This is a genomic window from Streptomyces sp. enrichment culture, assembly GCF_964273255.1.
Lineage (GTDB): Bacteria > Actinomycetota > Actinomycetes > Streptomycetales > Streptomycetaceae > Streptomyces.
The window spans coordinates 3,176,043-3,200,930 of the sequence record NZ_OZ186835.1 but is presented as its reverse complement, the minus strand read 5'-3'; the positions used below and the strand labels follow the sequence as shown (position 1 = coordinate 3,200,930).

The 24,888-nt window shown below is 73.6% G+C and carries 21 protein-coding genes; 10 read left to right on the top strand and 11 right to left on the bottom strand.

Annotated features, from left to right (window positions below; translation table 11 throughout):
• Window positions 1-107 precede the first annotated feature (107 nt).
• Entirely contained in the window at window positions 108-866 is a 759-nt protein-coding gene (locus ACSU53_RS13680; RefSeq protein ID WP_437027666.1) for a MerR family transcriptional regulator, read from the top strand.
• A gap of 297 nt (window positions 867-1,163) precedes the next feature.
• Window positions 1,164-2,186: a VTT domain-containing protein gene (locus tag ACSU53_RS13675; protein ID WP_437027664.1), complete on the top strand. Its 1,023-nt coding sequence runs from the start codon at window positions 1,164-1,166 to the stop codon at window positions 2,184-2,186.
• A gap of 27 nt (window positions 2,187-2,213) precedes the next feature.
• Here ACSU53_RS13675 and ACSU53_RS13670 read toward each other — a convergent pair whose 3' ends face one another.
• Both ACSU53_RS13670 and ACSU53_RS13665 read right to left on the bottom strand, forming a co-directional pair.
• A complete protein-coding gene (locus ACSU53_RS13670; RefSeq protein ID WP_437027662.1) occupies window positions 2,214-3,917 on the bottom strand; it encodes a threonine/serine exporter family protein in 1,704 nt (567 codons plus the stop codon).
• Between the two features lie 131 nt (window positions 3,918-4,048).
• The gene (locus ACSU53_RS13665; protein ID WP_145871991.1) at window positions 4,049-4,540 is read right to left on the bottom strand and encodes an inorganic diphosphatase; all 492 of its coding nucleotides are present in this window, start codon (window positions 4,538-4,540) and stop codon (window positions 4,049-4,051) included.
• 79 nt (window positions 4,541-4,619) lie between these two features.
• Between ACSU53_RS13665 and dacB the strand changes: the two genes are divergently transcribed.
• From dacB to folE, 6 genes are all read left to right on the top strand, one after another.
• Complete coding sequence (gene dacB / locus ACSU53_RS13660; protein ID WP_437027660.1) at window positions 4,620-6,245, top strand: D-alanyl-D-alanine carboxypeptidase/D-alanyl-D-alanine endopeptidase; 1,626 nt, start codon at window positions 4,620-4,622, stop codon at window positions 6,243-6,245.
• Window positions 6,246-6,345: 100 nt separating this feature from the next.
• The gene (locus ACSU53_RS13655; protein ID WP_437027658.1) at window positions 6,346-7,479 is read left to right on the top strand and encodes a zinc-dependent metalloprotease; all 1,134 of its coding nucleotides are present in this window, start codon (window positions 6,346-6,348) and stop codon (window positions 7,477-7,479) included.
• A 183-nt stretch (window positions 7,480-7,662) separates the two neighbouring features.
• A complete protein-coding gene (gene tilS, locus ACSU53_RS13650; protein WP_437027656.1) occupies window positions 7,663-8,688 on the top strand; it encodes a tRNA lysidine(34) synthetase TilS in 1,026 nt (341 codons plus the stop codon).
• 60 nt (window positions 8,689-8,748) lie between these two features.
• Window positions 8,749-9,309: a hypoxanthine phosphoribosyltransferase gene (gene hpt, locus ACSU53_RS13645; RefSeq protein WP_437033184.1), complete on the top strand. Its 561-nt coding sequence runs from the start codon at window positions 8,749-8,751 to the stop codon at window positions 9,307-9,309.
• Between the two features lie 189 nt (window positions 9,310-9,498).
• Entirely contained in the window at window positions 9,499-11,538 is a 2,040-nt protein-coding gene (gene ftsH / locus ACSU53_RS13640) for an ATP-dependent zinc metalloprotease FtsH (protein WP_437027654.1), read from the top strand.
• A 137-nt stretch (window positions 11,539-11,675) separates the two neighbouring features.
• Window positions 11,676-12,281 carry a GTP cyclohydrolase I FolE gene (gene folE, locus ACSU53_RS13635; RefSeq protein ID WP_437027652.1) on the top strand — a complete coding sequence of 202 codons (606 nt, stop codon included), beginning with the start codon at window positions 11,676-11,678 and terminating at the stop codon, window positions 12,279-12,281.
• Window positions 12,282-12,463: 182 nt separating this feature from the next.
• On the opposite strand, the gene ACSU53_RS13630 is transcribed toward folE, so the two are convergent.
• The 6 genes from ACSU53_RS13630 to ACSU53_RS13605 all read right to left on the bottom strand — a co-directional run bounded on the left by ACSU53_RS13630 (window position 12,464) and on the right by ACSU53_RS13605 (window position 17,699).
• Complete coding sequence (locus tag ACSU53_RS13630; protein WP_437027650.1) at window positions 12,464-12,955, bottom strand: DUF3180 domain-containing protein; 492 nt, start codon at window positions 12,953-12,955, stop codon at window positions 12,464-12,466.
• A 56-nt stretch (window positions 12,956-13,011) separates the two neighbouring features.
• Window positions 13,012-13,623 carry a 2-amino-4-hydroxy-6-hydroxymethyldihydropteridine diphosphokinase gene (folK, locus tag ACSU53_RS13625; RefSeq protein WP_437027648.1) on the bottom strand — a complete coding sequence of 204 codons (612 nt, stop codon included), beginning with the start codon at window positions 13,621-13,623 and terminating at the stop codon, window positions 13,012-13,014.
• The gene (folB, locus tag ACSU53_RS13620; RefSeq protein WP_437027646.1) at window positions 13,620-13,979 is read right to left on the bottom strand and encodes a dihydroneopterin aldolase; all 360 of its coding nucleotides are present in this window, start codon (window positions 13,977-13,979) and stop codon (window positions 13,620-13,622) included. Before folB ends, folK begins: the two co-directional genes overlap by 4 nt.
• A gap of 257 nt (window positions 13,980-14,236) precedes the next feature.
• Window positions 14,237-14,746, bottom strand: coding sequence for a nuclear transport factor 2 family protein (locus ACSU53_RS13615; protein WP_437027644.1), 510 nt, complete (start codon window positions 14,744-14,746; stop codon window positions 14,237-14,239).
• Entirely contained in the window at window positions 14,743-15,657 is a 915-nt protein-coding gene (gene folP / locus ACSU53_RS13610) for a dihydropteroate synthase (RefSeq protein ID WP_437027642.1), read from the bottom strand. Before folP ends, ACSU53_RS13615 begins: the two co-directional genes overlap by 4 nt.
• Window positions 15,658-15,860: 203 nt before the next feature.
• On the bottom strand, window positions 15,861-17,699 hold the full coding sequence (locus ACSU53_RS13605) for a phosphatidylglycerol lysyltransferase domain-containing protein (RefSeq protein WP_437027640.1): 1,839 nt from the start codon (window positions 17,697-17,699) through the stop codon (window positions 15,861-15,863).
• Between the two features lie 984 nt (window positions 17,700-18,683).
• On the opposite strand from ACSU53_RS13605, the gene ACSU53_RS13600 reads away from it, so the two are divergent.
• Window positions 18,684-20,240, top strand: coding sequence for a hypothetical protein (locus ACSU53_RS13600; protein WP_437027638.1), 1,557 nt, complete (start codon window positions 18,684-18,686; stop codon window positions 20,238-20,240).
• Between the two features lie 244 nt (window positions 20,241-20,484).
• Here ACSU53_RS13600 and ACSU53_RS13595 read toward each other — a convergent pair whose 3' ends face one another.
• Complete coding sequence (locus ACSU53_RS13595) at window positions 20,485-21,837, bottom strand: PH domain-containing protein (RefSeq protein WP_437027636.1); 1,353 nt, start codon at window positions 21,835-21,837, stop codon at window positions 20,485-20,487.
• The gene (locus ACSU53_RS13590; RefSeq protein WP_437033182.1) at window positions 21,834-22,355 is read right to left on the bottom strand and encodes a PH domain-containing protein; all 522 of its coding nucleotides are present in this window, start codon (window positions 22,353-22,355) and stop codon (window positions 21,834-21,836) included. Before ACSU53_RS13590 ends, ACSU53_RS13595 begins: the two co-directional genes overlap by 4 nt.
• Before the next feature lie 211 nt (window positions 22,356-22,566).
• Here ACSU53_RS13590 and ACSU53_RS13585 point away from each other — a divergent pair, with 211 nt between their 5' ends.
• Entirely contained in the window at window positions 22,567-23,718 is a 1,152-nt protein-coding gene (locus ACSU53_RS13585) for an NADH-quinone oxidoreductase subunit D (protein ID WP_437027634.1), read from the top strand.
• Between the two features lie 64 nt (window positions 23,719-23,782).
• On the opposite strand, the gene ACSU53_RS13580 is transcribed toward ACSU53_RS13585, so the two are convergent.
• Window positions 23,783-24,886 (bottom strand): SAM-dependent methyltransferase, encoded by a 1,104-nt coding sequence (locus tag ACSU53_RS13580; protein WP_437027632.1) that lies wholly within the window; start codon window positions 24,884-24,886, stop codon window positions 23,783-23,785.
• Window positions 24,887-24,888 lie beyond the last annotated feature (2 nt).

Genomic DNA, 24,888 nt, shown 5'->3' with positions numbered 1-24,888 from the left:
CCGCGCTGAAACGGGCGTACGTGACGTGTGGGCGCCCGCGCCCGCCGGCTTGCACCTCACGTGACGTGAGGCCCCAGGGTGGAGTGCGTACCGAGAAGGGAGCGGAAGTGAGCTACTCCGTGGGACAGGTCGCCGGATTCGCCGGGGTGACGGTGCGCACGCTGCACCACTACGACGAGATCGGCCTGCTCGTCCCGAGCGAGCGCAGCCACGCGGGTCACCGGCGCTACGGCGACGCCGACCTCGACCGGCTGCAGCAGATCCTGTTCTACCGGGAGCTCGGCTTCCCGCTCGACGAGGTCGCCACCCTGCTCGACGACCCGGACGCGGACCCGCGCGCGCACCTGCGCCGCCAGCACGCCCTGCTGACCGCCCGGATCGAGAAGCTGCAGAAGATGGCGGCGGCCGTGGAGCACGCCATGGAGGCACGCAGCATGGGCATCAACCTGACACCCGAGGAGAAGTTCGAGGTCTTCGGGGACCACGACCCCGAGCAGTACGAGGAGGAGGTGCGGGAGCGCTGGGGCGGCACCGACGCCTACCGCCAGTCCAAGGAGCGGGCCGCCTCCTACACCAAGGAGGACTGGCAGCGCATCCAGCGCGAGGGTGACGAGCTCACCCGGCGCTTCGTTGCCCTGATGGAGGCCGGTGAACCGGCGGACTCCGAGGCCGCGATGGACGTGGCCGAGGACCACCGCCTGTGGATGACGCGCAACCACTACGACTGCGACCACCCGATGCACGCGTGCATCGGCGAGATGTACGTCTCGGACGAGCGGTTCACGCGGTCCATCGACCAGACGCGTCCCGGACTGGCCGCTTACGAGCGCGACGCCATCGTCGCCAACGCCGCCCGGCACTCCTGACCGCAGGGGCACGGGGCACGGGGCACGCGGGTCGCGGCGGCCGGCGCGGCGGGGCGAGGGGGCCGGCGCGGGCCGGCGGACGGCTCCCGGCGCCCCGCCCCCGGACGTGGGGAACGGGTGCCCGGGAGCCGTCCCGGCCACGGGCCCGGCAGGCCCCCGGAAGCCCCGCCGCGGCCCGGGGCGGGGCGGGACGAAGCACCCTGGAACCCGGGGCAGGGCGCCCGCGTTGAGACAACGTTGGTACTTTGGGCGCGCCGCCCGGCCCCCCTCACCCCATAAGCCAGGAGCCCCAGCCCCGTGACGACCCTTGCGCTCGGCCCCGAGTGGCTGAGCCCGGACTACCTGATCAGCACGTTCAGCCTGCCCGGCATCCTGCTGATCGTCTTCGCCGAGTCCGGTCTCTTCGCCTTCCTGCCCGGTGACTCCCTGCTGTTCACGGCGGGCCTCTTCGTAGCCGAGGGCAACTACATCAGTCAGCCGCTGTGGCTCGTCTGCACCCTGATCGTGCTGGCCGCGGTCATCGGTGACCAGGTCGGCTACATGATCGGCAAGTTCTTCGGCCCGAAGCTGTTCAGCCGCCCCAACTCCAAGCTCTTCAAACAGGAGAACCTGGAGAAGGCGCACGAGTTCATGGAGAAGTACGGCCCCAAGGCGATCGTGCTGGCCCGCTTCGTGCCCATCGTGCGGACCTTCGCCCCGATCGTGGCCGGCGCCGGCCGCATGCAGTACCGCACCTTCCTGACGTACAACATCGTCGGCGGCATCGCGTGGGGATGCGGCGTCACGGTGGCGGGCTACTGGCTGGGCCAGATCGACCTGATCAAGGAGAACGTGGAGACGATCCTCATCCTGATCGTGTTCCTCTCCGTGGTCCCGATCATCGTGGAGTACCTGCGCGAGCGGGCCAAGAAGAAGCGCGCCGGCGCCGAGGCCGCCCCGGCCGCCGCGCAGCAGCACCAGGCGCCGCTCATGGACGACGCGACCACCCAGCTGCGCCGCATCGCCCCCGACGACCGCGGCCCCGCCCCGATGGCCCCGCAGGCCCCCCGTCCCCAGCAGACCGCTCCCCAGCAGGCCGCCCCGCAGCCCTACGGCGGCCCGGCCCACGGCGGCCCCGCCCAGGGTGACCCGTACCCGTACGGCGGTGGCGCCTACGGGAACCGGCCGCCCCACGGCGACGGCGGCGGGCCCCGGCAGCAGCCCCCGCAGCCCCAGCAGCCCTACGGCAACGGGCCGTACCCGCCGCAGGGCCACCCCGGCCAGGCGCCCTGGCCGGGAGACGGACAGCGACCGCGGCAGCCGTACGACCAGGGCTACTGAGCCCCCGGCCGGACGCGGGGTTCCGGGTCAGAAACCCCGCGTCCGCTTCGCCGCACGGCGCTTCTCGGCGGAACCGATCTTCAGGGTGATCCGTGAGATCTCGGCACCGAGGTTCACCCCGATGGCGATGGCCATGGCGAGCGCCACCGCCTTGGTGAGGTACGTCAGGCCGGTGTCGACCTCGTTCTGCGCGATGTTCAGCAGACCGAAGTAGGTCGCCGAACCGGGCAGCAGGGGGCCGATCGCCGCCGTGGTGTACGGCAGCGCGGAGGCGAACCGGTACCGGGACAGCAACTGCCCGAACAGCCCCACCACCCCCGCCGCCACGGCCGTGGACGCCACCGGCGAGATGCCGCCCGCGTAGTGCATCGCGCCGTACACCACCCAGGCGACCCCGCCGTTGAGGGTCACCATCAGCACCGTCGCCCGCTCCTGCTGGAGCAGCACGGCGAAGGCCAGGGACAGCATCATCGACGCGGCGATCTGCGTCAGCGGCCGTTCCTCCTGGCCGAGGGCCGCGTCCGGATTCAGCCCGGCGCCCAGCTGCACGCCGAAGTAGAGCACCACCAGCACCCCGGCGACGATGCCGACGAAGAAGTACAGGACCTCCAGGAGCCGGGCGGAGGCGGTGATGTAGAAGCCGGTCAGGCCGTCCTGCACCCCGGCCACCAGCGCCCGTCCGGGCAGCAGCGCGAACAGCCCACCGGTGATCACCGCGGACGCCTTCAGGTTCGCGTGCGCCAGAGTGAGCGCGACCCCTATCGCTGCCGGGGGCATCGCGGCCACGGTGAACTGGTAGAACTCCGGCAGCCCGCGCCCCGCGCACAGCCAGGCCAGCCGGTCGCCGAGCATCGCGCCGATGGCGGCGGCCACGAACACCGGAAGCCCACCGCCGACCAGCACCGAAGCCGATCCCGCGAGCAGCCCGCTCGCCCCGGTCAGGGCCCAGCCGGGGTACGGGTGCCGGTTGCGGCGGATCTCCGCCAGCCGCCGGTAGGCCTCCTCCAGCGACACGTGCGTCTCGTCGTCGCTGAGGTCGTCCACCAGCTGGTAGACGGCCGCCAGCCGGGTGTAGTCGGTGCCCCGGCGGCGCACCGTGCGGGAGGCGGTCACCGGGTCGTCCACCAGGGACGGCTGGTGGGAGATCGACAGCAGGGTGAACGTGACGTTCGGCTCGCAGCGGTCCAGGCCGTAGGAGCGGCACACGGCGAACATCGCCGCCTCCACGTCCTCGGCGCCCTCACCGCCCGCGAGCAGCAGCTCCCCGATGCGCAGGGTCAGGTCGAGCACGCGCGGCACGGCCGGGCCGGTCTCGTCGTCGTGCCGCTGCGCGGACTCCGGGGCCGGACGCTCGGTCACCGGCATGCGCAGCATGGTGCGCATCCGGTCCTGCCAGGGGACGTCCGTCGTCAGGCGCACGGACGGTATGCCGCTGGGCGGGGTGAAGGCCGGCGGTGCCTGGCGGGTCTGGTAGGTACTCGGCGGGTTGAACGCCGACCCCTCGGTCTCCGGTGGCGACTGCGGCGCCACGTCCAGGCCCGACGGCAGCGCGAACTCCGAGGTGGTCTCCGACTCCGTGCCGGCGGTCTTCGGGACCGCCAGCCCCTCGGGAACGGCGAACTCGGAGGTCGTCGACGACTCCGGTTCGGCCGACGCTCCCCGCCCGGCAGGGGGGAGGAAGGCACTCCTCGCCTCGTCCGACTGCGGCTTGCGGTCCTCCGCGTCCCTCACGTGTGCAGCGCTCCCTGTACGACACCGTCCCTCGGGTCATCCGTTCCCCGTAGATCCTCAGTATGCGCACGGAAGAGCACGACGGGCCGCACGCGTGAGCGTACGGCCCGTCGGACGGGTCGGGCGGGGGCTCAGTGGCCGCCCTGCTCCTCGAAACGCTTGTAGGACCGCTCGATCTCGGCCTCGGCGTCCACCCGGCCCACCCAGTTGGCCCCCTCGACCGACTTGCCGGGCTCCAGGTCCTTGTAGACCTCGAAGAAGTGCTGGATCTCCAGGCGGTCGAACTCGGAGACGTGGTGGATGTCGCGCAGGTGCTCCACGCGCGGGTCCGTCGACGGCACGCACAGCAGCTTGTCGTCGCCGCCCGCCTCGTCCGTCATCCGGAACATGCCGATCGCGCGGCAGCGGATCAGGCAGCCCGGGAACGTCGGCTCGTCCAGGATGACCAGCGCGTCCAGCGGGTCGCCGTCCTCGCCGAGGGTGTTCTCGACGAAACCGTAGTCGGTCGGGTAGGCGGTCGAGGTGAAGAGTCGACGGTCCAGGCGGATCCGACCCGTCTCGTGGTCCACCTCGTACTTGTTCCGCGAACCCTTCGGGATCTCGATCGTGACGTCGAACTCCACCGGTGGCTCCTCCATGATCAACACATAGTTCTGGTGGTTAAGTGTCCCTCACGCAGGTGTGTGATCGCGAAAGGGGCTGGTGGTCGTGCCAGAGCTGAGGCCTTGGCGGGCCGCGAGACCGCACGTGGTGCGGATCGCGGGCGCCGTACGACCGCGGGCGGCACGGGCGGCGGCCGCCGTCCGGCCGCGCCTCGCGCGGGCCGTCGCCGCCGCCACGCCACGCCTGGCGCGCTCGGACCGGCCGGACTCGCCGCGGGTCACGCGGGTCGGCCGGCCGAAGACCTGGCAGTTCACCGCCACCGCCGCCACCGCCGGTCTGGCGCTGGCCGCCGGGGTGGTGACCGCCGCCGGTCCCTGGGACTCCACCGGTCAGCGTACGGCGGAGCGGGACCGGGCCGTGGCCCTGGAAGCCGCGCGTGGCACAGATCACGGCGCCGCACGCGGCAACGCCGGCACCCCGCCCCGCGGGCCCGACGCGGCGCCCGGCGCCGCCTCCGTGCTCGCCGGTCTCGGCGGCACCGCCACCACCGGACGCCCGGCGCCCACCGGGAAGGCGCTGGCCGCCCTGCTCGACCCGATCCTCCGGTCCCCCGTCCTGGGGCGGCAGTCGGCCGCCGTCGTCGACGCCGCCACCGGCAAGCGCCTGTACGGCACGGCCTCCGGGGACGCCCTGACACCTGCCTCCACCACCAAGATCGCCACCGCGGTCGCCGCGCTCTCCGCGCTCGGCGCCGACCACCGCCTGACCACCCGCACCGCCTACGAACCCGACACGAAAGAGGTCGTCCTGGTGGGCGGCGGCGACCCCACCCTCACCGCCCGCAAGGACGCCAAGGGCTCGGCGAGCCTGCGCGACCTCGCCGCCCGCACCGCCGCCGCCCTGGCCAAGCGCGGCGTGCGCGAGGTGACGCTCTCCTACGACACCACCCTGTACCGCGGGTCCGGGCGGCACCCGATCGGCGTCAACGGCAACCTCGCCGAGGTGACCCCGCTGATGGCCGACGAGGCCCGCACCGACGACTCCACCAGCGGCCCGGTGCGCCGCGTCCAGGACCCCGCCGCGGACGCCGCGCGGACGTTCGGCGGCTTCCTCGCGGACCACGGCGTCAAGACCTCACCGCCCGGCCCGTCGAAGGCGACGACCCGGGCCGACACCCTCGCCACCGTCTCCTCGCCCCCGCTGTCGGTCCTGGCTGAGCGCATGCTGACGCAGAGCGACAACGACATCGCCGAGGCCCTCGCCCGCCACACCGCGATCGCCGCCGGCCGCCCCGCCGACTTCGCCGGAGCCGGCGCGGCCATCACCGCGCAGCTGAAGAAGCTGGGCCTGCCGGTCAAGGGCGCCGTCTTCAAGGACGGCAGCGGTCTCGACCGCCGCGACCGGCTCACCGCCGACCTGCTGACCGCCCTGCTGGTGACGGCGGGCGACCCCGCCCGCCCCGAGCTGCGCGCCGCCCTCACCGGGCTGCCCGTGGCCGGTTTCACCGGCACCCTCTCCGGCCGTTACGCCGACGGCGCGGCCGGGGTCGTCCGCGCCAAGACGGGCACCCTCACCGGCGTGAACGCGCTGGCGGGCACCGTCGTGGACCGCGACGGACGGCTGCTCGCCTTCGCCTTCCTGGCCGACGGCACCAGCGGCCAGAAGGCGGCCGAGGAGGCCCTCGACAAGGCGGCCACGGCGCTGGCGTCCTGCGGCTGCCGGTGACCGCCGCACGCCCTTGGCCCGCCCTCCGCCCGCCCGGCGGCGGCCGTTCCGCCGACTCGCCGCCCTGCCGTCGGTGACGCCCCTCACGTACCGTTGACGCATGACGAGCATCGGTGGTGCTGCCTCTTCCGGGATGGTCGACTGGAATCTCGCGGTCGCGACGGCGACCCGGCTCATGCGGCCGGGCCCCGACGTGAGCCGCGACGAGGCCCGGGCCGTCGTCGCCGAGCTGCGCCGGCACGCGAAGTCCTCCGAGGAACACGTCCGGGGCTTCACCCGGCTCGGCACCGAAGAGACCCACGACACCCCCGTCCTCGTCGTCGACCGGCCCGGCTGGGTCCGGGCCAACGTGGCGGGCTTCCGCGAACTGCTCAAACCCCTCCTGGACAAGATGGAGGAGCGGCGCGGCTCCAGTCCGGGCAACGCGGTGCTCGGTGCCGTCGGCGGCAAGGTCACCGGGGTGGAGCTGGGCGTGCTGCTGTCGTTCCTGGCCTCCCGCGTCCTCGGCCAGTACGAGACCTTCGCCCCCGCCTCCCGCGACCTCCCGGCGGGCGAGAACGGCGGCGGCCGGCTGCTGCTCGTCGCCCCCAACGTCGTCCACGTCGAGCGCGAACTCGAGGTGGACCCCCACGACTTCCGCCTCTGGGTGTGCCTGCACGAGGAGACCCACCGCACCCAGTTCACGGCCGTGCCCTGGCTGCGCGACCACCTGGAGGGCGAGATCCAGGCGTTCCTGGGGGAGACCGACGTCGACCCCATGACCGTGCTGGAACGCCTGCGCGAGGCGGCCCAGACCCTCGTCGGCGGCCGGCCCGAGGGCGAGGAGGACGACGGCGGGCGCTCCCTGGTCGAGATCGTGCAGACGCCGGCCCAGCGCGAGATCCTCGGCCGCCTCACCGCGGTGATGTCCCTGCTGGAGGGGCACGCCGACTTCGTGATGGACGGCGTCGGCCCCGACGTCGTGCCGAGCGTCGCGGAGATCCGCGAGAAGTTCCAGCAGCGCCGGGCCAAGGGCGCCTCGCGCCTGGACCTGGCGCTGCGCAAGCTGCTCGGCCTGGACGCCAAGCTGCGCCAGTACCGCGACGGCGAGCGGTTCGTGCGCGCCGTCGTCGAGGAGGTGGGCATGGACGGCTTCAACCACGTGTGGACCTCGCCGAACACCCTGCCGACCAAAGCGGAGATCGCCGCCCCGGCGGACTGGATCACCCGGGTGCACCGCAAGCCGGAAGCCTGAGTTCCGTTCGGTGGGGGGCGACGGTGACGGCAGGGGGACGCCGGTCCAATCACCCGTCCGAGGGACCGTTTGTCATGCGTAGGCGTGCAATGCTCGGGGAACGCCCCGGTTCTGTCACCATCTACACACTCTGAGTGACCGATCTCGGGGGTCACCCCCGAACCTTCCTGAAGGGAACCGGACATGGGTCCCCATCCTGCGGTCGCGGCGATACGCCTGGCGGTCCGCCGCGTCCTGAACGACGTCCTCGCCGAACACGGCCGCACCGCCGGCCGCTCCGGGTCCGAGCGCTCCTCCTCCCCGCTCGTGCTCGTGGCCTGCTCCGGCGGCGCCGACTCCATGGCGCTCGCCTCCGCCCTCACCTTCGAAGCCCCCCGCCTCGGCGTCCGCGCCGGCGGCATCACCGTCGACCACGGCCTGCAGGCCGGGTCCGACCGGCGCGCCGCCGAGGTCGTGCAGCGGATGCGCGAACTCGGCCTCGACCCCGCCGAGTCGGTCGCCGTGCGCGTCGGCCGCGACGGCGGCCCCGAAGCCGCCGCCCGCGACGCCCGCTACGCCGCCCTCGACGCCGCCGCCGAACGGCACGGCGCCACCGCCGTCCTGCTCGGCCACACCCGCGACGACCAGGCCGAGACCGTTCTGCTGGGCCTCGCCCGGGGCTCCGGCATCCGCTCCCTGTCCGGTATGGCCGCGGTCTCGGGGGCCGACGGCCGCTACCGCCGCCCCTTCCTCCAGCTCGACCGGCAGACCGCCCGCCGGGCCTGCATGGTCCAGTCCCTGCCCGTCTGGGACGACCCGCACAACGCCGACCCCGCCTTCACCCGCTCCCGACTGCGCCACGAGGGCCTGCCCGCGCTGGAGAAGGCCCTCGGCAAGGGCGTCGTCGAAGCCCTCGCCCGGACGGCCCAGCTCTCCCGCGACGACGCCGACGCCCTCGACGCCTGGGCCTCCCGCGCCGAGGACGGCGTACGGGACCCGGAGGGCCGCCTGGAGTGCGCCGGGCTGCACGCCCTGCCGCCCGCCGTGCGCCGCCGCGTGCTGCGCCGGGCCGCGATCGAGGCGGGCGCGCCGGCCGGATCGCTGTTCGCGCGGCACATCGAGGAGGTCGACCGGCTCATCACCGGCTGGCGCGGCCAGGGAGCCATCAACCTCCCCGGCCGGGTCGTCGCCACCCGGCAGGGTGGCAGACTGGTGATTCGGCAAGGCTGAATCCCTCCCCCCGGCAGCGCCGCCGACGGTACGGGGCAGCCGGTGGGACGACCGAAAGTGATGCGGGTGGACGCGAAAGACATGGGTGCCGACCTCGAGAAGGTGCTCCTCAGCAAGGAAGAGATCGACGCCAAGCTGACGGAACTGGCGGCGAAGATCGACGCGGAGTACGCGGGGAAGGACCTGCTGATCGTCGGCGTCCTCAAGGGCGCGGTCATGGTCATGGCCGACCTGGCGCGGGCACTGTCCACCCCCGTCACCATGGACTGGATGGCCGTGTCCTCGTACGGGGCGGGCACCCAGTCCTCCGGCGTGGTGCGGATCCTGAAGGACCTGGACACCGACATCAAGGGCCGGCACGTCCTGATCGTCGAGGACATCATCGACTCCGGGCTGACGCTGTCCTGGCTGATCTCCAACCTCGGCTCGCGCGAGCCCGCCTCCCTCAAGGTGTGCACGCTGCTGCGCAAGCCCGAGGCCGCCAAGGTCGCCATCGACGTGGAATGGGTGGGATTCGACATTCCCAACGAATTCGTCGTCGGATACGGCCTCGACTATGCCGAGAAGTACCGCAACCTCCCGTTCGTCGGTACGCTCTCGCCCCACGTCTACGGCGGCTGAACCGCCCCGGGCGGGTTGCCGTACAGAAGATCGGGAACCCCGGCGGTGTCCGCGCCGTTGGAGCATGCGTAGACGCGTTTGTCAGCCGTCCCGCGCAGCTTCGGGGGACAATGCTGGGGTACCGTCCGAAGAACAGTCTTTATCAAACTCACTATGGCAGGAGGGACGGGGCGGCACCGCTCCGTATGGATGGACGTGAAGCGATACTTCCGTGGGCCGGTCATGTGGATCGTGCTGGCCGTCCTTGCCGTGGTCGTGTTGATGCAGGTCGTCGGTTCGTCCGGCGGCTACAAGACGGTGGACACGGGCCAGGTCGTCCAGGCGATCAACGAGAACAAGGTCGAGCAGGTCAAGCTGACGACGGGCGACGAGCAGACCATCAAGGCCGAGCTCAAGGACGGCGTCGAGATCAAGGGCAGCTCGAAGATCCAGGCGAGCTACATCGGTGACCAGGGCGTCACCATCGCCAACACGCTGCAGGACAAGTACCAGAACAAGCAGATCCCGAAGGGCTACACGGTCTCGCCGTCGAAGCAGAACGCCTTCGTCAGCATTCTGCTGTCGCTGCTGCCCTTCGTCCTCATCGTGGTCGTCTTCCTGTTCCTGATGAATCAGATGCAGGGCGGCGGCTCCCGCGTCATGAACTTCGGCAAGTCCAAGGCGAAGCTCATCACCAAGGACACCCCGAAGACGACGTTCTCCGACGTCGCGGGCTCCGAGGAGGCCGTGGAGGAGCTCCACGAGATCAAGGAGTTCCTGCAGGAACCGGCGAAGTTCCAGGCCGTCGGCGCCAAGATCCCCAAGGGCGTTCTGCTCTACGGTCCCCCCGGTACGGGCAAGACCCTGCTCGCGCGGGCCGTCGCGGGCGAGGCGGGCGTCCCCTTCTACTCGATCTCCGGTTCCGACTTCGTCGAGATGTTCGTCGGTGTCGGTGCCTCCCGAGTCCGTGACCTGTTCGAGCAGGCCAAGGCCAACGCCCCCGCGATCGTCTTCGTCGACGAGATCGACGCGGTCGGCCGCCACCGCGGCGCCGGCCTCGGCGGCGGGCACGACGAGCGCGAGCAGACGCTGAACCAGCTGCTGGTCGAGATGGACGGCTTCGACGTCAAGGGCGGCGTGATCCTCATCGCCGCCACGAACCGCCCGGACATCCTCGACCCCGCGCTGCTGCGCCCCGGCCGCTTCGACCGCCAGATCGCGGTCGACCGCCCGGACATGCAGGGCCGTCTGGAGATCCTCAAGGTCCACCAGAAGGGCAAGCCGGTCGCCCCGGACGTCGACCTGTCGGCCGTCGCCCGCCGCACCCCCGGCATGACCGGCGCCGACCTGGCGAACGTGCTCAACGAGGCGGCGCTGCTGACCGCCCGCAGCGATCAGAAGCTGATCGACAACCACATGCTGGACGAGGCGATCGACCGGGTGGTCGCGGGCCCGCAGAAGCGGACCCGGATCATGTCGGACAAGGAGAAGAAGATCACCGCGTACCACGAGGGCGGACACGCCCTGGTCGCGGCGGCCTCACCCAACTCCGATCCGGTCCACAAGATCACCATCCTCTCCAGAGGCCGGGCCCTCGGCTACACGATGGTGCTGCCGGACGAGGACAAGTACTCCACCACGCGCAACGAGATGCTGGACCAGCTGGCCTACATGCTGGGCGGCCGCGCGGCCGAGGAGCTCGTCTTCCACGACCCGACCACGGGTGCCGCCAACGACATCGAGAAGGCCACCGGCCTCGCCCGCGCCATGGTCACGCAGTACGGCATGACCGAGCGCCTGGGTGCGATCAAGTTCGGCGGCGACAACACCGAGCCCTTCCTCGGCCGTGAGATGACTCACCAGCGCGACTACTCGGAAGAGGTCGCCGCGCTGGTCGACGAAGAGGTCAAGAAGCTCATCGAGGCCGCGCACAACGAGGCCTGGGAGATCCTGGTCGAGAACCGCGACGTCCTCGACAACCTGGTGCTGGCCCTGCTGGAGCGGGAGACGCTGGGCAAGGAGGAGATCGCCGAGATCTTCGCCCCCATCGTCAAGCGCCCGCCCCGGCCCGCCTGGACCGGTTCCTCCCGCCGTACGCCGTCCACCCGTCCGCCGGTCCTCTCCCCCAAGGAGCTGGCCCTGACGAACGGCGCGAACGGCGCGACGCCGGCCATCTCCACCGCCAAGAGCACCGTGGCGGAGCCCGCCCCGGCGCCGGAGCGGACCCCGGAGGAACGCCCCGAGAGCTGACCCGCTCCCCGGCGGCCCCGCCGGGCCCGGAATGGATGCCGCGCCCCCCAGGTTCTAGCCTGGGGGGCGCGGCGTTTTGCGTACCCGCAGTTGAGACGCGTGCCCGGCGCGCGTGAGGCACAGGAACGAGGCACTCCATGACCGACCCCGTGACGCTGGACGGCATAGGCCCCGTCGGCGAGTTCGACGAGAAGAGGGCCCAGAACGCCGTCCGGGAGCTGCTGATCGCGGTCGGCGAGGACCCGGACCGTGAAGGGCTGCAGGAGACGCCGGCCCGGGTGGCGCGGGCGTACAAGGAGATCTTCGCGGGGCTGTGGCAGAAGCCCGAGGACGTCCTGACGACCACGTTCGACCTGGGCCACGACGAGATGGTGCTGGTCAAGGACATCGAGGTGTACTCGACATGTGAGCATCACCTGGTGCCGTTCCGGGGCGTGGCGCACGTCGGCTACATCCCGTCCACCAGCGGGAAGATCACCGGACTGTCCAAGCTGGCCCGGCTGGTGGACGTCTTCGCCCGGCGACCGCAGGTGCAGGAGCGGCTCACTACGCAGATCGCCGACTCCCTCATGGACATCCTGGAGCCGCGCGGTGTGATCGTGGTCGTGGAGTGCGAGCACATGTGCATGTCCATGCGCGGCATCCGCAAGCCCGGCGCGAAGACGCTCACCTCGGCCGTGCGCGGCCAGCTGAGGGACGCGGCCACCCGCAACGAGGCGATGAGCCTGATCATGGCCCGCTGACCGCACCTCCGGGGGCCGCACGGCTCACCGTGCCTGCGGCGACGGTGGGGCCGGCACGGTCTCCCGCCCGGCGCCGGGCAGCGGGCACGGCTCGTGGTGTGGCTCCGTCCCGTGCCATGACACCGGTGCCGGTGCCGACGCGCTGTGCTGTGTGCCGGGCGGTCAGGGGCCCGGGGGACGGGTCAGGCCGCCGGGGCGGCTCCCGGGCCGCCGTCGTGTTCGTCGTCCTCCGGCAGCTTGCAGACCCGCTCCAGGAAGAGGGCGGCCACTATCACGCCGATGCCCGCCAGGACCGAGGCCCCGGCGTAGAGGGCCTGGTCCCGGCGGGCCGGGACGTCGAGGTACTCCAGCAGGAAGACGCCCGTCCCGCCGTACATCCCCGCGACGAGGGCGGCGACCAGGGCGCTGGCCTGGCCGAAGACGACGGCCCGCGCCGCCATCATCGGGTCGACGCCCTTGGCCTCGGGGCGGCGCTCGCGCTGGGCCCGGAGTCGGGACCGCAGGGAGAGCGCCGTGGCCGCGAGGACCACGGCGATCAGGGCCAGGACGATGGGCGCGGCCACCGGCACGCTCGGCAGGGTCCCGAAGGAGTTCCACAGGCGGGCGACCGCCCAGGACAGGATCCCGGCGACGACGAACACGCCGGCCAGCACCCTGATGCGCAGCTCTCTCACGGTGTCCCTTCGATGTGCCCGGTGGTGCCCGGAGCGGGCCCTGTCGACCTTAACGGCTACTCGGGCAGCCGGAGTTCCAGGTCCGTGCGCGGTGTCACGCCCTCGCGGGTGACCGCGTCGAGCAGGGCCGTCACCGGGCCGCGCCCGGGAAGCTCCGCGTCGGGGTCGACGTCGTGCCAGGGGGCGAGGACGAAGGCGCGCTCGTGGGCGCGCGGGTGGGGCAGCGTGAGGACCGGGTCGTCGGAGAGACGGTCCGCGTAGGCGACGATGTCGACGTCCAGGGTGCGCGGGCCCCAGCGCTCGTCGCGGACCCGGTGGAAGGCCTCCTCGACGGCGTGCGCCCGCTCCAGCAGGGAGGACGGCGGCAGCGTGGTCCGCAGGATGACGACCGCGTTGAAGTAGGCGGGCTGGCTGCCCGGCTCGACGCCCCACGGCTGCGTCTCGTACACGGGGGAGACGGCCTTGACCCGGATGCCGGGGGTGTCCTCCAGCGCGTCGACGGCGCCCTGGAGGGTCTCCAGGCGGTTGCCCAGGTTGGCGCCGAGGGACACGACGGCCTGCTTCGGGTTCTGCAGGGTGGTGTCGGCGGCGTCCACCTGTTCGACCACGGAGGCCGGGACGGGCTGAACGGTCGGGTCGGTGTGGCCCGTGCTGGACGGCCTGGTCATGCGCGGCTCCGGTTGATGGTGACGGTCACGTCGTCGAAGGGCACGGTGATCGGTGCTTCCGGCTTGTGGACGCAGACCTCGACCTCCCGTACCGCTTCGTGCTTCAGGCAGACCTGGGCGATCCGCTCGGCGAGGGTCTCGACGAGGTCGACGGGCTCGCCCCGGACGACGGCCACGACCTCCTCCGCCACGACGCCGTAGTGCACGGTCTTCGTCAGGTCGTCGTCGGCCGCGGCCGGCCGGGTGTCCAGCCCGAGGACGACGTCCACGACGAAGGTCTGGCCCTTCTCGCGTTCCTCGGGGAACACACCGTGGTGCCCACGGGCCTTGAGGCCGCGCAGCGCGACACGATCCACGCGAATCACTCCTGCAGTCGTCGGTCCGGCCGGTGGTGTCGCGTGCGGACGGCACGCCGGCCTCGGTCGAATCTACCCGCGGGGCCGGTCCGGTCCCGGCTGCCGTGGGGCGCTCCCCGCCGGGCGCGGGGAGGGTTCATCCAGCGTTTGCCCAGCGGAGGGCCCGGCCTCACGGGTCGGGGGCCGTGTCCGTCGCGACGCCGTGATTCCCGCCACGTCCCGGTCCGCGGGGCGGCACGTGGCGGGTGTCCGTCCGGTCACGCCGGGGTGTCGTCGCCCTCACCGTCGTCGTCCTCGGCCTCGGCGAGGACCGGGGAGGCGTGGTGCGACCACAGTTTCCAGCCGGCCGGAGTGCGCCGGAAGACGTTGGAGGCGACGACGAGCTGGCCGACGAGCGGGCCCAGCTCCTCCCCGGCGGCCGGGGCGGGGCCGCCGCTGAGGATGTTCTCGGTGCAGGTCACCACGGCGGTGTCGCCGGTGACGGAGACGTGCACGTCGGTGAGGAAGAACTGGATGTAGTCGGTGTTCGCCATGATCAGGGCGTAGGAGCGCAGGACCTCGCCGCGTCCGGTGAGCACCGGCCAGCCGGGGTGCACGCAGGAGACGACGCCGCTGTCGGCGGGATCGTGGTAGCTCTCGTCGACGCCGAGGTCGGCGGGGGTGAGCCAGAGGGAGGACACCGTTTCGAAGTCGCCCCGTTCGACCGCCTCGTAGTAGGCGGTGTTGGCGGCCTCCACCTGCTCGACGTCGGTGTGGGGTGCGCTCACCGGGTGCCTTCTGCGCCGGGCCCGCCGGACGGGGCGGGTGCAGCGTCCGGGGTGTACGCCCGGGAGACGGCGTGGGCGACGCGGACGGCGTCGGCGGTGGCGCGCACCTCGTGGACGCGGACCGCCCAGGCGCCGGCCTGCGCGGAGAGGGCCGAGACGGCGGCGGTGGCGGCGTCCCGCTCCCGGGCGGGCGGTGGAGCGCCGTCGGGTCCGGCGAGGATGTGGCCGAGGAACCGCTTGCGGGACGCGGCGACGAGCAGCGGGTGCCCGAGGGCGAGGACGCGGTCCAGGCGGGCCAGGAGGGCCAGGTCGTGGTCGGCGCCCTTGGAGAAGCCGAGGCCCGGGTCGACGATCACGCGGTCGGCGGCGATGCCGCCCTCCAGGACGGCCGCGACGCGCGCGTGCAGTTCGTCGACGACCTCGGTGACCACGTCGTCGTAGGTGCCCCGGACGTTGGCGCCCTCCAGCAGGCCGCGCCAGTGCATGACCACGAAGGGCGCGCCGGAGGCGGCGACCACGGGGATCATGGCGGGGTCGGCGAGCCCGCCGCTGACGTCGTTGACGAGGGCGGCCCCGGCGGCGAGGGACTGCTCGGCGACGGAGGCGCGCATGGTGTCGACGGAGATCGTGACGCCCTCGGAGGCGAGCCCGCGGACCACGGGGATGACCCGCCGCAGTTCCTCGGCCTCGTCGACGCGGGTGGCGCCGGGGCGGGTGGACTCGCCGCCGACGTCGATGAGGTCGGCGCCCTGGGCGACGAGGTCGAGGCCGTGCTTGACGGCGGTGCTCGTGTCGAACCAGCGGCCGCCGTCGGAGAAGGAGTCGGGCGTCACGTTGACGACTCCCATGACCGCACAGCGGTCCCAGTGTGGAAGTCCCGCGACGTGAGGGCGTCCGCTGCGATTGCTCATATGTTCAGCGTAGGCCCAGGGCGGGGGCCCGGGAGCGCGCGGGGAGGGCGCGGCCCGGGCGGAAACCGTGCGGCGGGGACGGCTTCCGCCCGGGGCGGGAGCGGGCGCGCGGCGGGGAGCGGTGCGCGCGCCCGGGGGTGCGGTGGCGGTCGGGAGGGGCGTCGCCCCCCGGGGCGGGGTGGCCCGCGGACCGCGTCGGCCGGTCAGGCCGCGGGGACCGCGGTGTCCGGGGAGGCCGGGGTGTGCTCCGGGGGCCGGTGGGCGCAGGGGAGCGGGGCGGGTCTGCGGCGGCGCAGGAAGGACGGCAGTGGCGGAACCGGATTGAGGAAACCTTCCGCCTGGAGGGCGGCGATGCCGATGCGGGGCAGGTCGCCCGGGGCCCGGTACACCACGAACCGGGGTTCCCAGCGGGGCCGGAACTTGGCGTTGAACTTGTACAGGGACTCGATCTGGAACCAGCGGGAGAGGAAGAGCAGCAGTCCCCGCCAGGCGCGCAGCACCGGCCCGGCGCCGATCCGCTCGCCCCGGGCCAGGGCCGCCCGGAACATCGCGAAGTTGAGGGAGACGCGCGTGATGCCGAGCGCCGGCGCGGCCTGGAGGGCGGCCACGATCAGCATCTCGTTCATGCCGGGGTCGGCCGAGCGGTCCCGGCGCATCAGGTCGAGGGAGACGCCGTCGGCACCCCACGGCACGAAGTGCAGGACCGCCTTGAGGTCACCGTGCCCGCCCGGTGACCCGGGGGCGCCGGGCGGGCCGTCCGTCCGGTGCGCGGTGGCGATCAGGCAGTCGCCGTCCGCCGGGTCGCCGACCCGGCCGAGCGCCATGGAGAAGCCGCGCTCGGTGTCGGTGCCGCGCCAGGCGTCGGCGGCGCGGCGGATGCGGTCCAACTCGGCGTCCCCGAGGTCACGGACGCGCCGGACCCGGGTCTCGTAACCGGCGCGCTCGATGCGCTTGACCATCTGGCGCACGTTGCGCATCGCGCGGCCGGCCAGGGAGAAATCCTTGACGTCCACCACCGCCTCGTCGCCGAGTTCGAGGGCGTCGAGGCCGGTCTCCCTGGTCCAGACGTGGCCGCCGGTCTCCGAGCAGCCCATGACGGCGGGCGTCCAGGAGTGGGCCCTGGCCTCGTCCATGAAGCGCTCGATGGCGCCGGGCCAGGCCTCCACGTCACCGATCGGGTCGCCGCTGGCGAGCATCACCCCGCAGACCACGCGATAGGTGACCGCCGCCTTGCCGCTGGGGGAGAAGACCACGGCCTTGTCGCGGCGCAGCGCGAAGTGGCCGAGGGAGTCGCGCCCGCCGTGCCGGGCGAGCAGGGCGCGCAGCCGCTCCTCGTCCTGTTCGGTCAGGCGGGCGGCCGGATGCTCGGGCCGGAAGGCGAGGTAGAGGGTGGTGACGGCGGTGAGCAGGCCGAGGGCGCCGAGGGAGAAGGCGACCGTCCAGGAGGTGTCGCCCCGGTAGTCGAGCGGGCCCTCGAAGCCGAACAGCCCGTACACGACGTGGGTGAGGCGGTCGGCGAGGCTCGGGTCGCCGACCAGCAGCCGGGGGTGGGCGTTGACGACGACCAGGCCCAGCAGCAGCGAACCGGTGCCCATCAGCACGAAGTTGGCGAGCGCCCGCCATCTGCTGCGCGGGTCGGGCAGCGCCGCGAACTGGGCGCGGTGGCGCAGCAGCACCGCGAGCAGCGCGAGCGAGAGCACGACGCCCAGCAGGGAGTGGCGGTAGGCGAACTGCGCGACCGCGCCGGCCGGAAGCAGGGCGACGGCGGCGCGCCAGGCGCGGCGCTTGCCCCGCTTGAGCCCGTGGGCGAGCAGCAGCAACAGCACGCCCGCGCTGAGGGCGAGCGCGGCGGCGAACGGGCCGAGGGTGCCCGGCAGCACCTCCGCGAGGGCGTGCATACGGCTGTGCCGGAAGCGGGGGAAGACGCCCGCCGCGACGTCCAGGAGACCGACCAGGGCGCACGCGCGGCCCACCCAGAGCGGCACGGCCTCGGGACGCGGCCCGCGCAGCAGGCGGCGCGCGGTGCCCGCCGACCGTCGCACGGCGCCCACCAGGCGCGTGCCGCGCGGGGACCGGGCCGGGGCGGTTCGCTCCGCACGGTCGGCGCCGCCCCTGTGAACCGTGCGGTCCGTGCGGTCCGTACGGGTCGTCCGGGCGGTACGGTCCGTCCGGTCCGTACGGTTCTCCCGGCCCGTGGTGCGCGGAACCTCGCCCGGCATTTCCTCATCCGTCCTGACAGACATCGCATCCCGTGGTTCTGCGAGAGACTCTGGATCCGGTCCCGATTCGGGCATCCGGCGACATTGCGCCCTCTAGGACGGCGTCCCGGGCAGGGAGGTTCACTCCGCCCGCCACGACCGTCCACGGCCCGGGACCGGTCGGCGCCGTCCGTCTGACGCGGTGGCCGGGGCGGCCGGCTGCGGGTCCGGCCACGCGTGCGGGCGGCGCCGCCGATGGGTCCGGCACGGGCCGGCCGCCGACACGTCGCGCCCGTCTCCGGCAGTGCGCCGGGCGAGTCCGACGGCCCGGCCCGGCCCGGCTCCGGTTCTCCGGGGTGAAGGATCCGGGGCGAAGGACATGAGCCGGACGCGCGTCTCCTCGGTCAACCCGGAAAGGGCGGAGACGACTTCCACACCCGGCGGCGGGGCATTCCGCTGATCCGGGAGCGGGATGGGCGGGTGCTGGAGGAAGCGGTGAGCGGGCGCGGGATCCGGCGCACGACGACGGCCCTCGGAGAGACCCTCGGAAAATCGGGGTGCCGATGCCCGGGAATGGGGCGGACGAACACCGCGCCACCGGGAAACGGGCGCCGTCCGTTGCCCGTTCGGCCCCGGGCGGGGCGCGCCGCGGGGCGGGACGAGGGGCCGTCGGGGGCGGCGCGGCGGAACGATCTCGGGGCGAATTCCGGGAGTTGTGCCCATTCACGGCCGGCCCGAGTTCTCCGACGCCCTGTGAAGCCCTTGTTATCGCTTTGTTTTTACGGGGCGGGGGTCCATCATTCCCCTACGCGCGGTAAGTTTCTGGCCATGCCACGTGGACGTCACCGCCATTCACCGCCCTTGCACAGGCTGCTGCCCCCGTCGGCGATCGCAGGCGTCTCGCTCGTCTGCGCCCTGGGGCCATGGGTGTTCACGCAACCGGCCGCACTGCGCCTGCTGGCCGCGGTCGCGGCGGCGACGGCGACCGCCGGTGCGGTCGTCATGCGGCGCTGGGACGCCCAGGCGGGCAAGCGTGTCGCCGACCTGACGCGCGCGCGGGCGAGCGACGAGTGGCGCTACGAGGAACGGACCGCCGAACTGGAGTCCGACCTGGAGGAGTCGCGCGAGCTGCGCGTCAAGCTGGAGCAGCGGCTGCGGGCCAAGCGCGCGGAGCTGGCCGGCCTGCGCAACGAGCACGCGGCCCTGCTGCGCCGCTACGCGGCGGCGGAGGCGGACCGGGCGAGCGTCCTGGAGGACCGCCGGGTGCTGGAGATCGAGGCCGCGGTGCCCGCGCGGGCGCTGCCCGCGGGTGCGTCGGACGCGGCCGGCACCGAGGGCGCGGAGCACACCGGGACGGCGGACGCCGGGGCCGCGGCGGAGACCGTGCCCGGCCCGCGGACCGGTGACGACGCCTCCGGGACGGACGCCTCCGGGACGGAGGAGGCCGCCGCGACCCGGGCGTTCTCCCCGGAGGGCTCCCAGCTGTTCCTGCGCGCCGGGGCGGCCCTGGCACGCTTCGAGCGGTCGGCCGGGACAGTCGGAACGGACACCGGAGCGAGCACCGAACCGAGCGCCGAATCGAGCACCGAACCGAGCAGCGAAGCGGACACCCGTGCGGACGCGGACGGCGACACGTCCGGGGACGCCGACGAGCAGCAGCCGGGCGGCGCGCAGGCCGGCCCCGTCGGTGCCGGGGCGGAGGACGCCGCCGACGACGACGTAACCGCGCAGCAGCCCGGCGGCACGTACGCCGACGACGGGACGGGACGGGCGCCCACGGCCGCCGAGGGCGCCCCGGGCCGCCCCGCGCCCGGCGGGGTGACGCCCCACACGCCCCGCACGCCGCGTACGGGCCTGAAGGGGAACGGTTTCCGCAAGCGGGGCGGCTCCCCCCGGGACGACGGCCCCGACGGCGCCGCGCGCAGGCCCGGGGAAGCACGGGAGGACGACGCCGAGGGGAAGACCGTGGCGGCCGCCGAGCACGACCGGGCGACCGCCGCCCCCGCCGGCCCGACCGGGCCCGCCGCATCCCCGGCCCCGGCCGGCTCCCCGTCCGCGCGGCAGCCCTCCGGACACTTCACGGTGCCCACGGCGGTCGCGGTCGTCCCCCCGACGGTGCCGGTCCGGCGCCCGGTCACCGGGGACGGGTTCGACTTCTTCGGCACCAAGAAGGGCGCGGAGGAAGCCGCCCTGGAGGAGGTGCAGAACGAGGACCTCGCCGATGTCGTCGGGCCGGAGGCGCTCGCGCTGCACAAGGCGGAGGCCGAAGCCGGTTTCAAAGCGGCCGGTGACGAGGCCCGCGCCGTCGGACAGGTCATCGACCTGACGGAGCACGACGAGACGGAGCACATCGACGTCGAGGGCCTGCGCAGCGCGGTGTCCTGACCGGCGCCGGACGCACCACGAGGCAGGACGGTGAAGGGTCCCGCACACCACGGTGTGCGGGACCCTTCCTCATGTCCGCGACGGCTTCATGTCCGCGACGGCCTCGCGCAGTTCACCGTCCGCCGTCCGCCGTCCGCCGTCCGCCGTCCGCCGTCTGCATCTGCCGTCCGTCATCCGTCGTCCGATCCGTCGTCCGTCGTCCCCCGGTGCCGGTCCGGCCGGCGGGGGCGGGCGGTGCCGGACGTCACTTCGCCTGGGCGTCCGGGACCATCCACCGGTCCGGGCGGGCGTCCCGGCGGCCCGTGCGGGAGCGTTCGGCCTGCGCCCGCAGCAGCTCCGCCGCCTCGTCGGCGTCCCGCAGGCGCGCCGTCACCGACTTGTTCGCCCCGTTGTCCACATGGACGTCGGCGACGCCGTGCGCGCGCTGCCACGGGCCCTGGACCAGCCGTACGCTCTGCACCTTCGCGTGCGGCACCAGGGCGGTGCTGCGCCCCAGCAGGCCGCGGCGCGCCACGAACACCGTGTCGGTCACGGCGAGTCCGTAGCCGCGCCACCACCCGGGCACGCACCACCGGGCGCGGCGCGGTGACCGGGACAGGGCCGCGTGCGGCGGAACGTGCACACCGGGCAGTACGCGGGCTATCACCGCCTCGGCGATCTCGCGCGGCGCGACCGGCAGCAGCATCGAGTTGTCGGACCCGGCGACGTCCAGTTCCACCCGCACCCAGCCGCGCCGCCGCCACAGCAGCGGTTCCACGATCCGCACGGTCTGCACCCGTCCCGGCGGCACCGTCTCGTGGGCCCGGTCCAGCAGGCCGTGGTCGATGCGCAGCCCGTCCGGCGACTCGCCCACCGTCCAGTCGTACTCGGTGACGAACCGGCCGACGCTGCTCGCGCCCGCCGCGCCGAACAGCGGCAGGGCGGCGGCGAGGACCGTCCACAGGCTGTGGGTGGCCATCCACAGCAGCGGCACCACGACCACGGCGGCGATCAGCCAGCCCCACGTCGCGCCGGTCAGCACCAGGGAGAGGGCGAGCACGCCCGGCGGCACCCGCAGCAGCTCCCGGGACGGCGCCTCCCCGACCTCGTGCGCGGTCTCCGGGGCGAAACCGGCCGCGCGGGCGAGCAGTTCGGCCCGCAGGGCACGGGCCTGGTCGGCGCCCAGGAAGGCGAGTTCGTCCTTCTTGTCGGTGCCGATGACGTCCAGTTTCAGTTTCGCCACGCCGACCACCCGGGCGAGCAGCGGCTGGGTGACGTCGATGGCCTGCACCCGCTCCAGCCGGATGTGCGCGGTACGGCGGAACAGCAGCCCGGTGCGGATGCGCAACTCGCTGTCGGTCACCGCGAAATGGGTGAACCACCAGCTCAGGAAGCCGTAGAGGGCGGCGGCCGGCAGCAGCACGGCGAGGCCGATGAGCAGGGTGCCGGTGGTCAGCCGGGTCAGCTGGCGCTGTGCCTGGTCGGGGTCGTGCACCGCCCACCCGATGAGCACCGCGACGGGTGCCCAGGCCCGCCGGAGCGGGGTGACGGGGTGCAGCCGCCGCTCGATCACCGGGCGCCGTCCGGTCACGTCCCGCTGGACGTCGGGGGCCGTCACAGTCCCGCCGATCGTGCCTCGCCCAGCTCGGTGAGCCGGTCGCGCAGCCGCTCCGCCTCGGCCGGGTCGAGGCCGGGAATGGTCGCGTCGGTGGCCGCCGCGGCGGTGTGGAGCTGCACGCTGGCGAGGCCGAAGTGCCGTTCCAGCGGGCCGGAGGTGACCTCGACGAGTTGCATCCTGCCGTAGGGCACGACCGTCTCCTGCCGCCACAGCACGCCCCGGCTGATCAGCAGGTCGTCGGAGCGCTCGGCGTACCGCCAGGAACGCCAGTTGCGTTCCAGCATCCCCCATCCCCACACCAGCAGGGCCAGCGGCAGCACTGCGAAGGCGGCCCAGCCGGGCCCGGCCAGCAGGCCCGGGACGAGCCCGGTGGCCAGGGTCAGCAGCCCCAGCCACACCACCAGCAGCAGCCGCCGTACCCGGAGCAGCCCGGGCGGCAGCGCGATCCACACGGCTTCGGCACCGGCCACCGTTCCGGCTTCGGCACCGGCCGCCGCTTCGGCTTCGGCACCGGCCACGGCTTCATCACCGGCACCGGCACCTGCCCCGGTGCCGGTTTCCGTCCCGCCGCCGGCCGTGGGCGCGGGTCGTGTCCCGGTGCTGCCCGCGCCGCCGGTGGCGTGGGCGTCCGCGGTCACCGCGTGCGCGTCCGCCGTCGTACCCGTCGTCCCCCGATCGTGGGGGCTCCCCGTCTCCATGCAGCCAGCGTACGTAGGGGAGACTGGGACCATGACGCCCACCACGGAGACCATGGTCGGTATCGGCGGCGCCGCGGAGAGCACCGACATGGTGCTGAACATCGGGCCCCAGCACCCGTCGACGCACGGTGTGCTGCGTCTGAGGCTGGTGCTGGACGGCGAACTCGTCGTGCGCGCGGAGCCGGTGATCGGCTACATGCACCGGGGTGCGGAGAAGCTGTTCGAGGCCCGGGACTACCGCCAGATCATCGTGCTCGCCAACCGCCACGACTGGCTGTCGGCGTTCTCCAACGAACTGGGCGTCGTCCTCGCCGTGGAGCGCATGCTGGGCATGGAGGTCCCCGAGCGCGCGGTGTGGCTGCGCACACTGCTCGCCGAGCTGAACCGGGTGCTCAACCACCTGATGTTCCTCGGCTCCTACCCGCTGGAACTCGGCGGCATCACCCCGATCTTCTACGCGTTCCGGGAGCGGGAGGAGCTCCAGCACGTCATGGAGGAGGTCTCCGGCGGGCGCATGCACTACATGTTCAACCGGGTGGGCGGCCTCAAGGAGGACCTCCCGGCCGGCTGGACGGCCCGCGCGCGGGCGGCCGTCGCCGACGTCCGCTCGCGCATGGGCCGCTTCGACGATCTGGTCCTCGGCAACGAGATCTTCCGGGGCCGCACCCGCGACGTGGGCGTGCTCTCCCCCGAGGCCGTGCACGCCTACGGGGTCAGCGGGCCGATCGCCCGCGCCTCCGGCGTCGACTTCGACCTGCGCCGCGACGAGCCCTACCTCGCCTACGGCGAACTGGGCGACGTCCTGAAGGTGGTGACGCGCGAGGAGGGCGACTGCCTGGCCCGCTTCGAGTGCCTCCTGGAGCAGACCTACAACGCCCTGGACCTCGCCGACGCCTGCCTCGACCGGCTGGCCCAGCTGCCGCCGGGGCCGGTGAACCAACGGCTCCCGAAGGTGCTGAAGGCGCCCGAGGGCCACACCTACGCCTGGACCGAGAACCCGCTCGGCATCAACGGCTACTACCTGGTCAGCAAGGGGGAGAAGACGCCGTACCGGCTGAAGCTGCGCTCGGCGTCGTACAACAACATCCAGGCGCTCACCGAGCTGCTGCCGGGCACCCTGGTGTCGGACATGGTGGCGATCCTGGGGTCGATGTTCTTCGTGGTGGGGGACATCGACAAGTAGCCGGCCGCGTCACCCGCCCGTCTGCGGGAGCGAGCGTCCGGGAGGCGGCCGGGCGGCCGGTGTCTCACGGCGCGAGGACGTCCGGGACACCGACCGGGTGCACCAGCCACCCGAAGGCGCCGAGCCCGTCCGGTGAGAGGAGTTCCGCGGCCTGGCCCGCCCCCGCGAGGGCGCGCACGTAGCCCGCGGGGTCGGTGGAGGCCAGGGCGAGCGGCGGGCGCCCTGCCGTCAGGCCCAGGGCGCGCAGGGCCTCCCGCTGGGTGAGCAGGCGCCCGCCCGGGCCGGGGACGGCCGCCGCGCACGCGTCCAGGGCCACGTGCGCGGTGAGGTCGCAGGAGCCGTCCGGCACCGGGGCCGTCTCCCGGCCCTCACGGAACCCGGTGAGCGTGCCGAACGGCGGCCGGGTGCCGAGGGTGTGGCCGTAGTCCACGGCCACGGCGAGCCCGCGCGCGACCGTGCCGACCGCCGACGCCCAGGCCCGGTCCCGGGGCAGCCCGATCTCGGCGCGCAGCCCCTCCGCCGCCGGCGACGCAGGGTCCGGCGCGCCTGCTGTGCCGGCGGGCGACGCGAGGTGCGGCTCCGCCCCGGCGGGCCCCCCGCCGTCCAGCGGCCACCACCGGGCGAGCCACCGCGCCGGGGGCCCGGTGACCGGTGCCCCGAGCCGTTCCGTGCCGTCCTCGGCGACCAGGACCAGCCGCGGGACGCCCTCGGCGTCCACCTCGGCGACGTCCAGCGGCACGTTGTCGAGCCACTCGTTGGCGAACAGCAGCCCCGTGATCCCGGGCGGCGGACCGGACCGCCAGGCGATCCGCCCGTCCAGCCCGGCGGGACGGGCGGCGACCTCGACGGCGTGCGCACGGGTGCGCCGCGCCACGTCGGCGGGCAGCGCGGCGAGCACCCCGGTGACGAGTTCGCCGCGTCCGGCGCCCATGTCGACGAAGTCGAGCACCTCGGGCCGGCCCAGCGCGTCGTCGACCCGGCGGAGCAGCTCCGCCACCGCCCGCGCGAACAGTGGTGAGGCGTGCACCGAGGTGCGGAAGTGCCCCGCCGGCCCCTCGGGGCGCCGGTAGAAGCCGTCCGGCCCGTACAGCGCCTCCTGCGCCGCGGCCCGCCAGCCCCGCCGGCTGCGCCCGCCCGTGCCGGGATCCGCCTGTGCCGCGGCCTCCACGT

Bases quoted from the DNA above. Each gene is read 5' to 3' on its own strand.
- ACSU53_RS13655 (WP_437027658.1), top strand. From the start codon at position 6,346: ATGACGAGCATCGGTGGTGCTGCCTCTTCCGGGATGGTCGACTGGAAT.
- tilS (WP_437027656.1), top strand. From the start codon at position 7,663: ATGGGTCCCCATCCTGCGGTCGCGGCGATACGCCTGGCGGTCCGCCGC.
- hpt (WP_437033184.1), top strand. From the start codon at position 8,749: ATGCGGGTGGACGCGAAAGACATGGGTGCCGACCTCGAGAAGGTGCTC.
- ftsH (WP_437027654.1), top strand. From the start codon at position 9,499: ATGGACGTGAAGCGATACTTCCGTGGGCCGGTCATGTGGATCGTGCTG.
- folE (WP_437027652.1), top strand. From the start codon at position 11,676: ATGACCGACCCCGTGACGCTGGACGGCATAGGCCCCGTCGGCGAGTTC.
- folK (WP_437027648.1), bottom strand. From the start codon at position 13,623: ATGACCAGGCCGTCCAGCACGGGCCACACCGACCCGACCGTTCAGCCC.
- folP (WP_437027642.1), bottom strand. From the start codon at position 15,657: ATGAGCAATCGCAGCGGACGCCCTCACGTCGCGGGACTTCCACACTGG.
- ACSU53_RS13600 (WP_437027638.1), top strand. From the start codon at position 18,684: ATGCCACGTGGACGTCACCGCCATTCACCGCCCTTGCACAGGCTGCTG.
- ACSU53_RS13585 (WP_437027634.1), top strand. From the start codon at position 22,567: ATGACGCCCACCACGGAGACCATGGTCGGTATCGGCGGCGCCGCGGAG.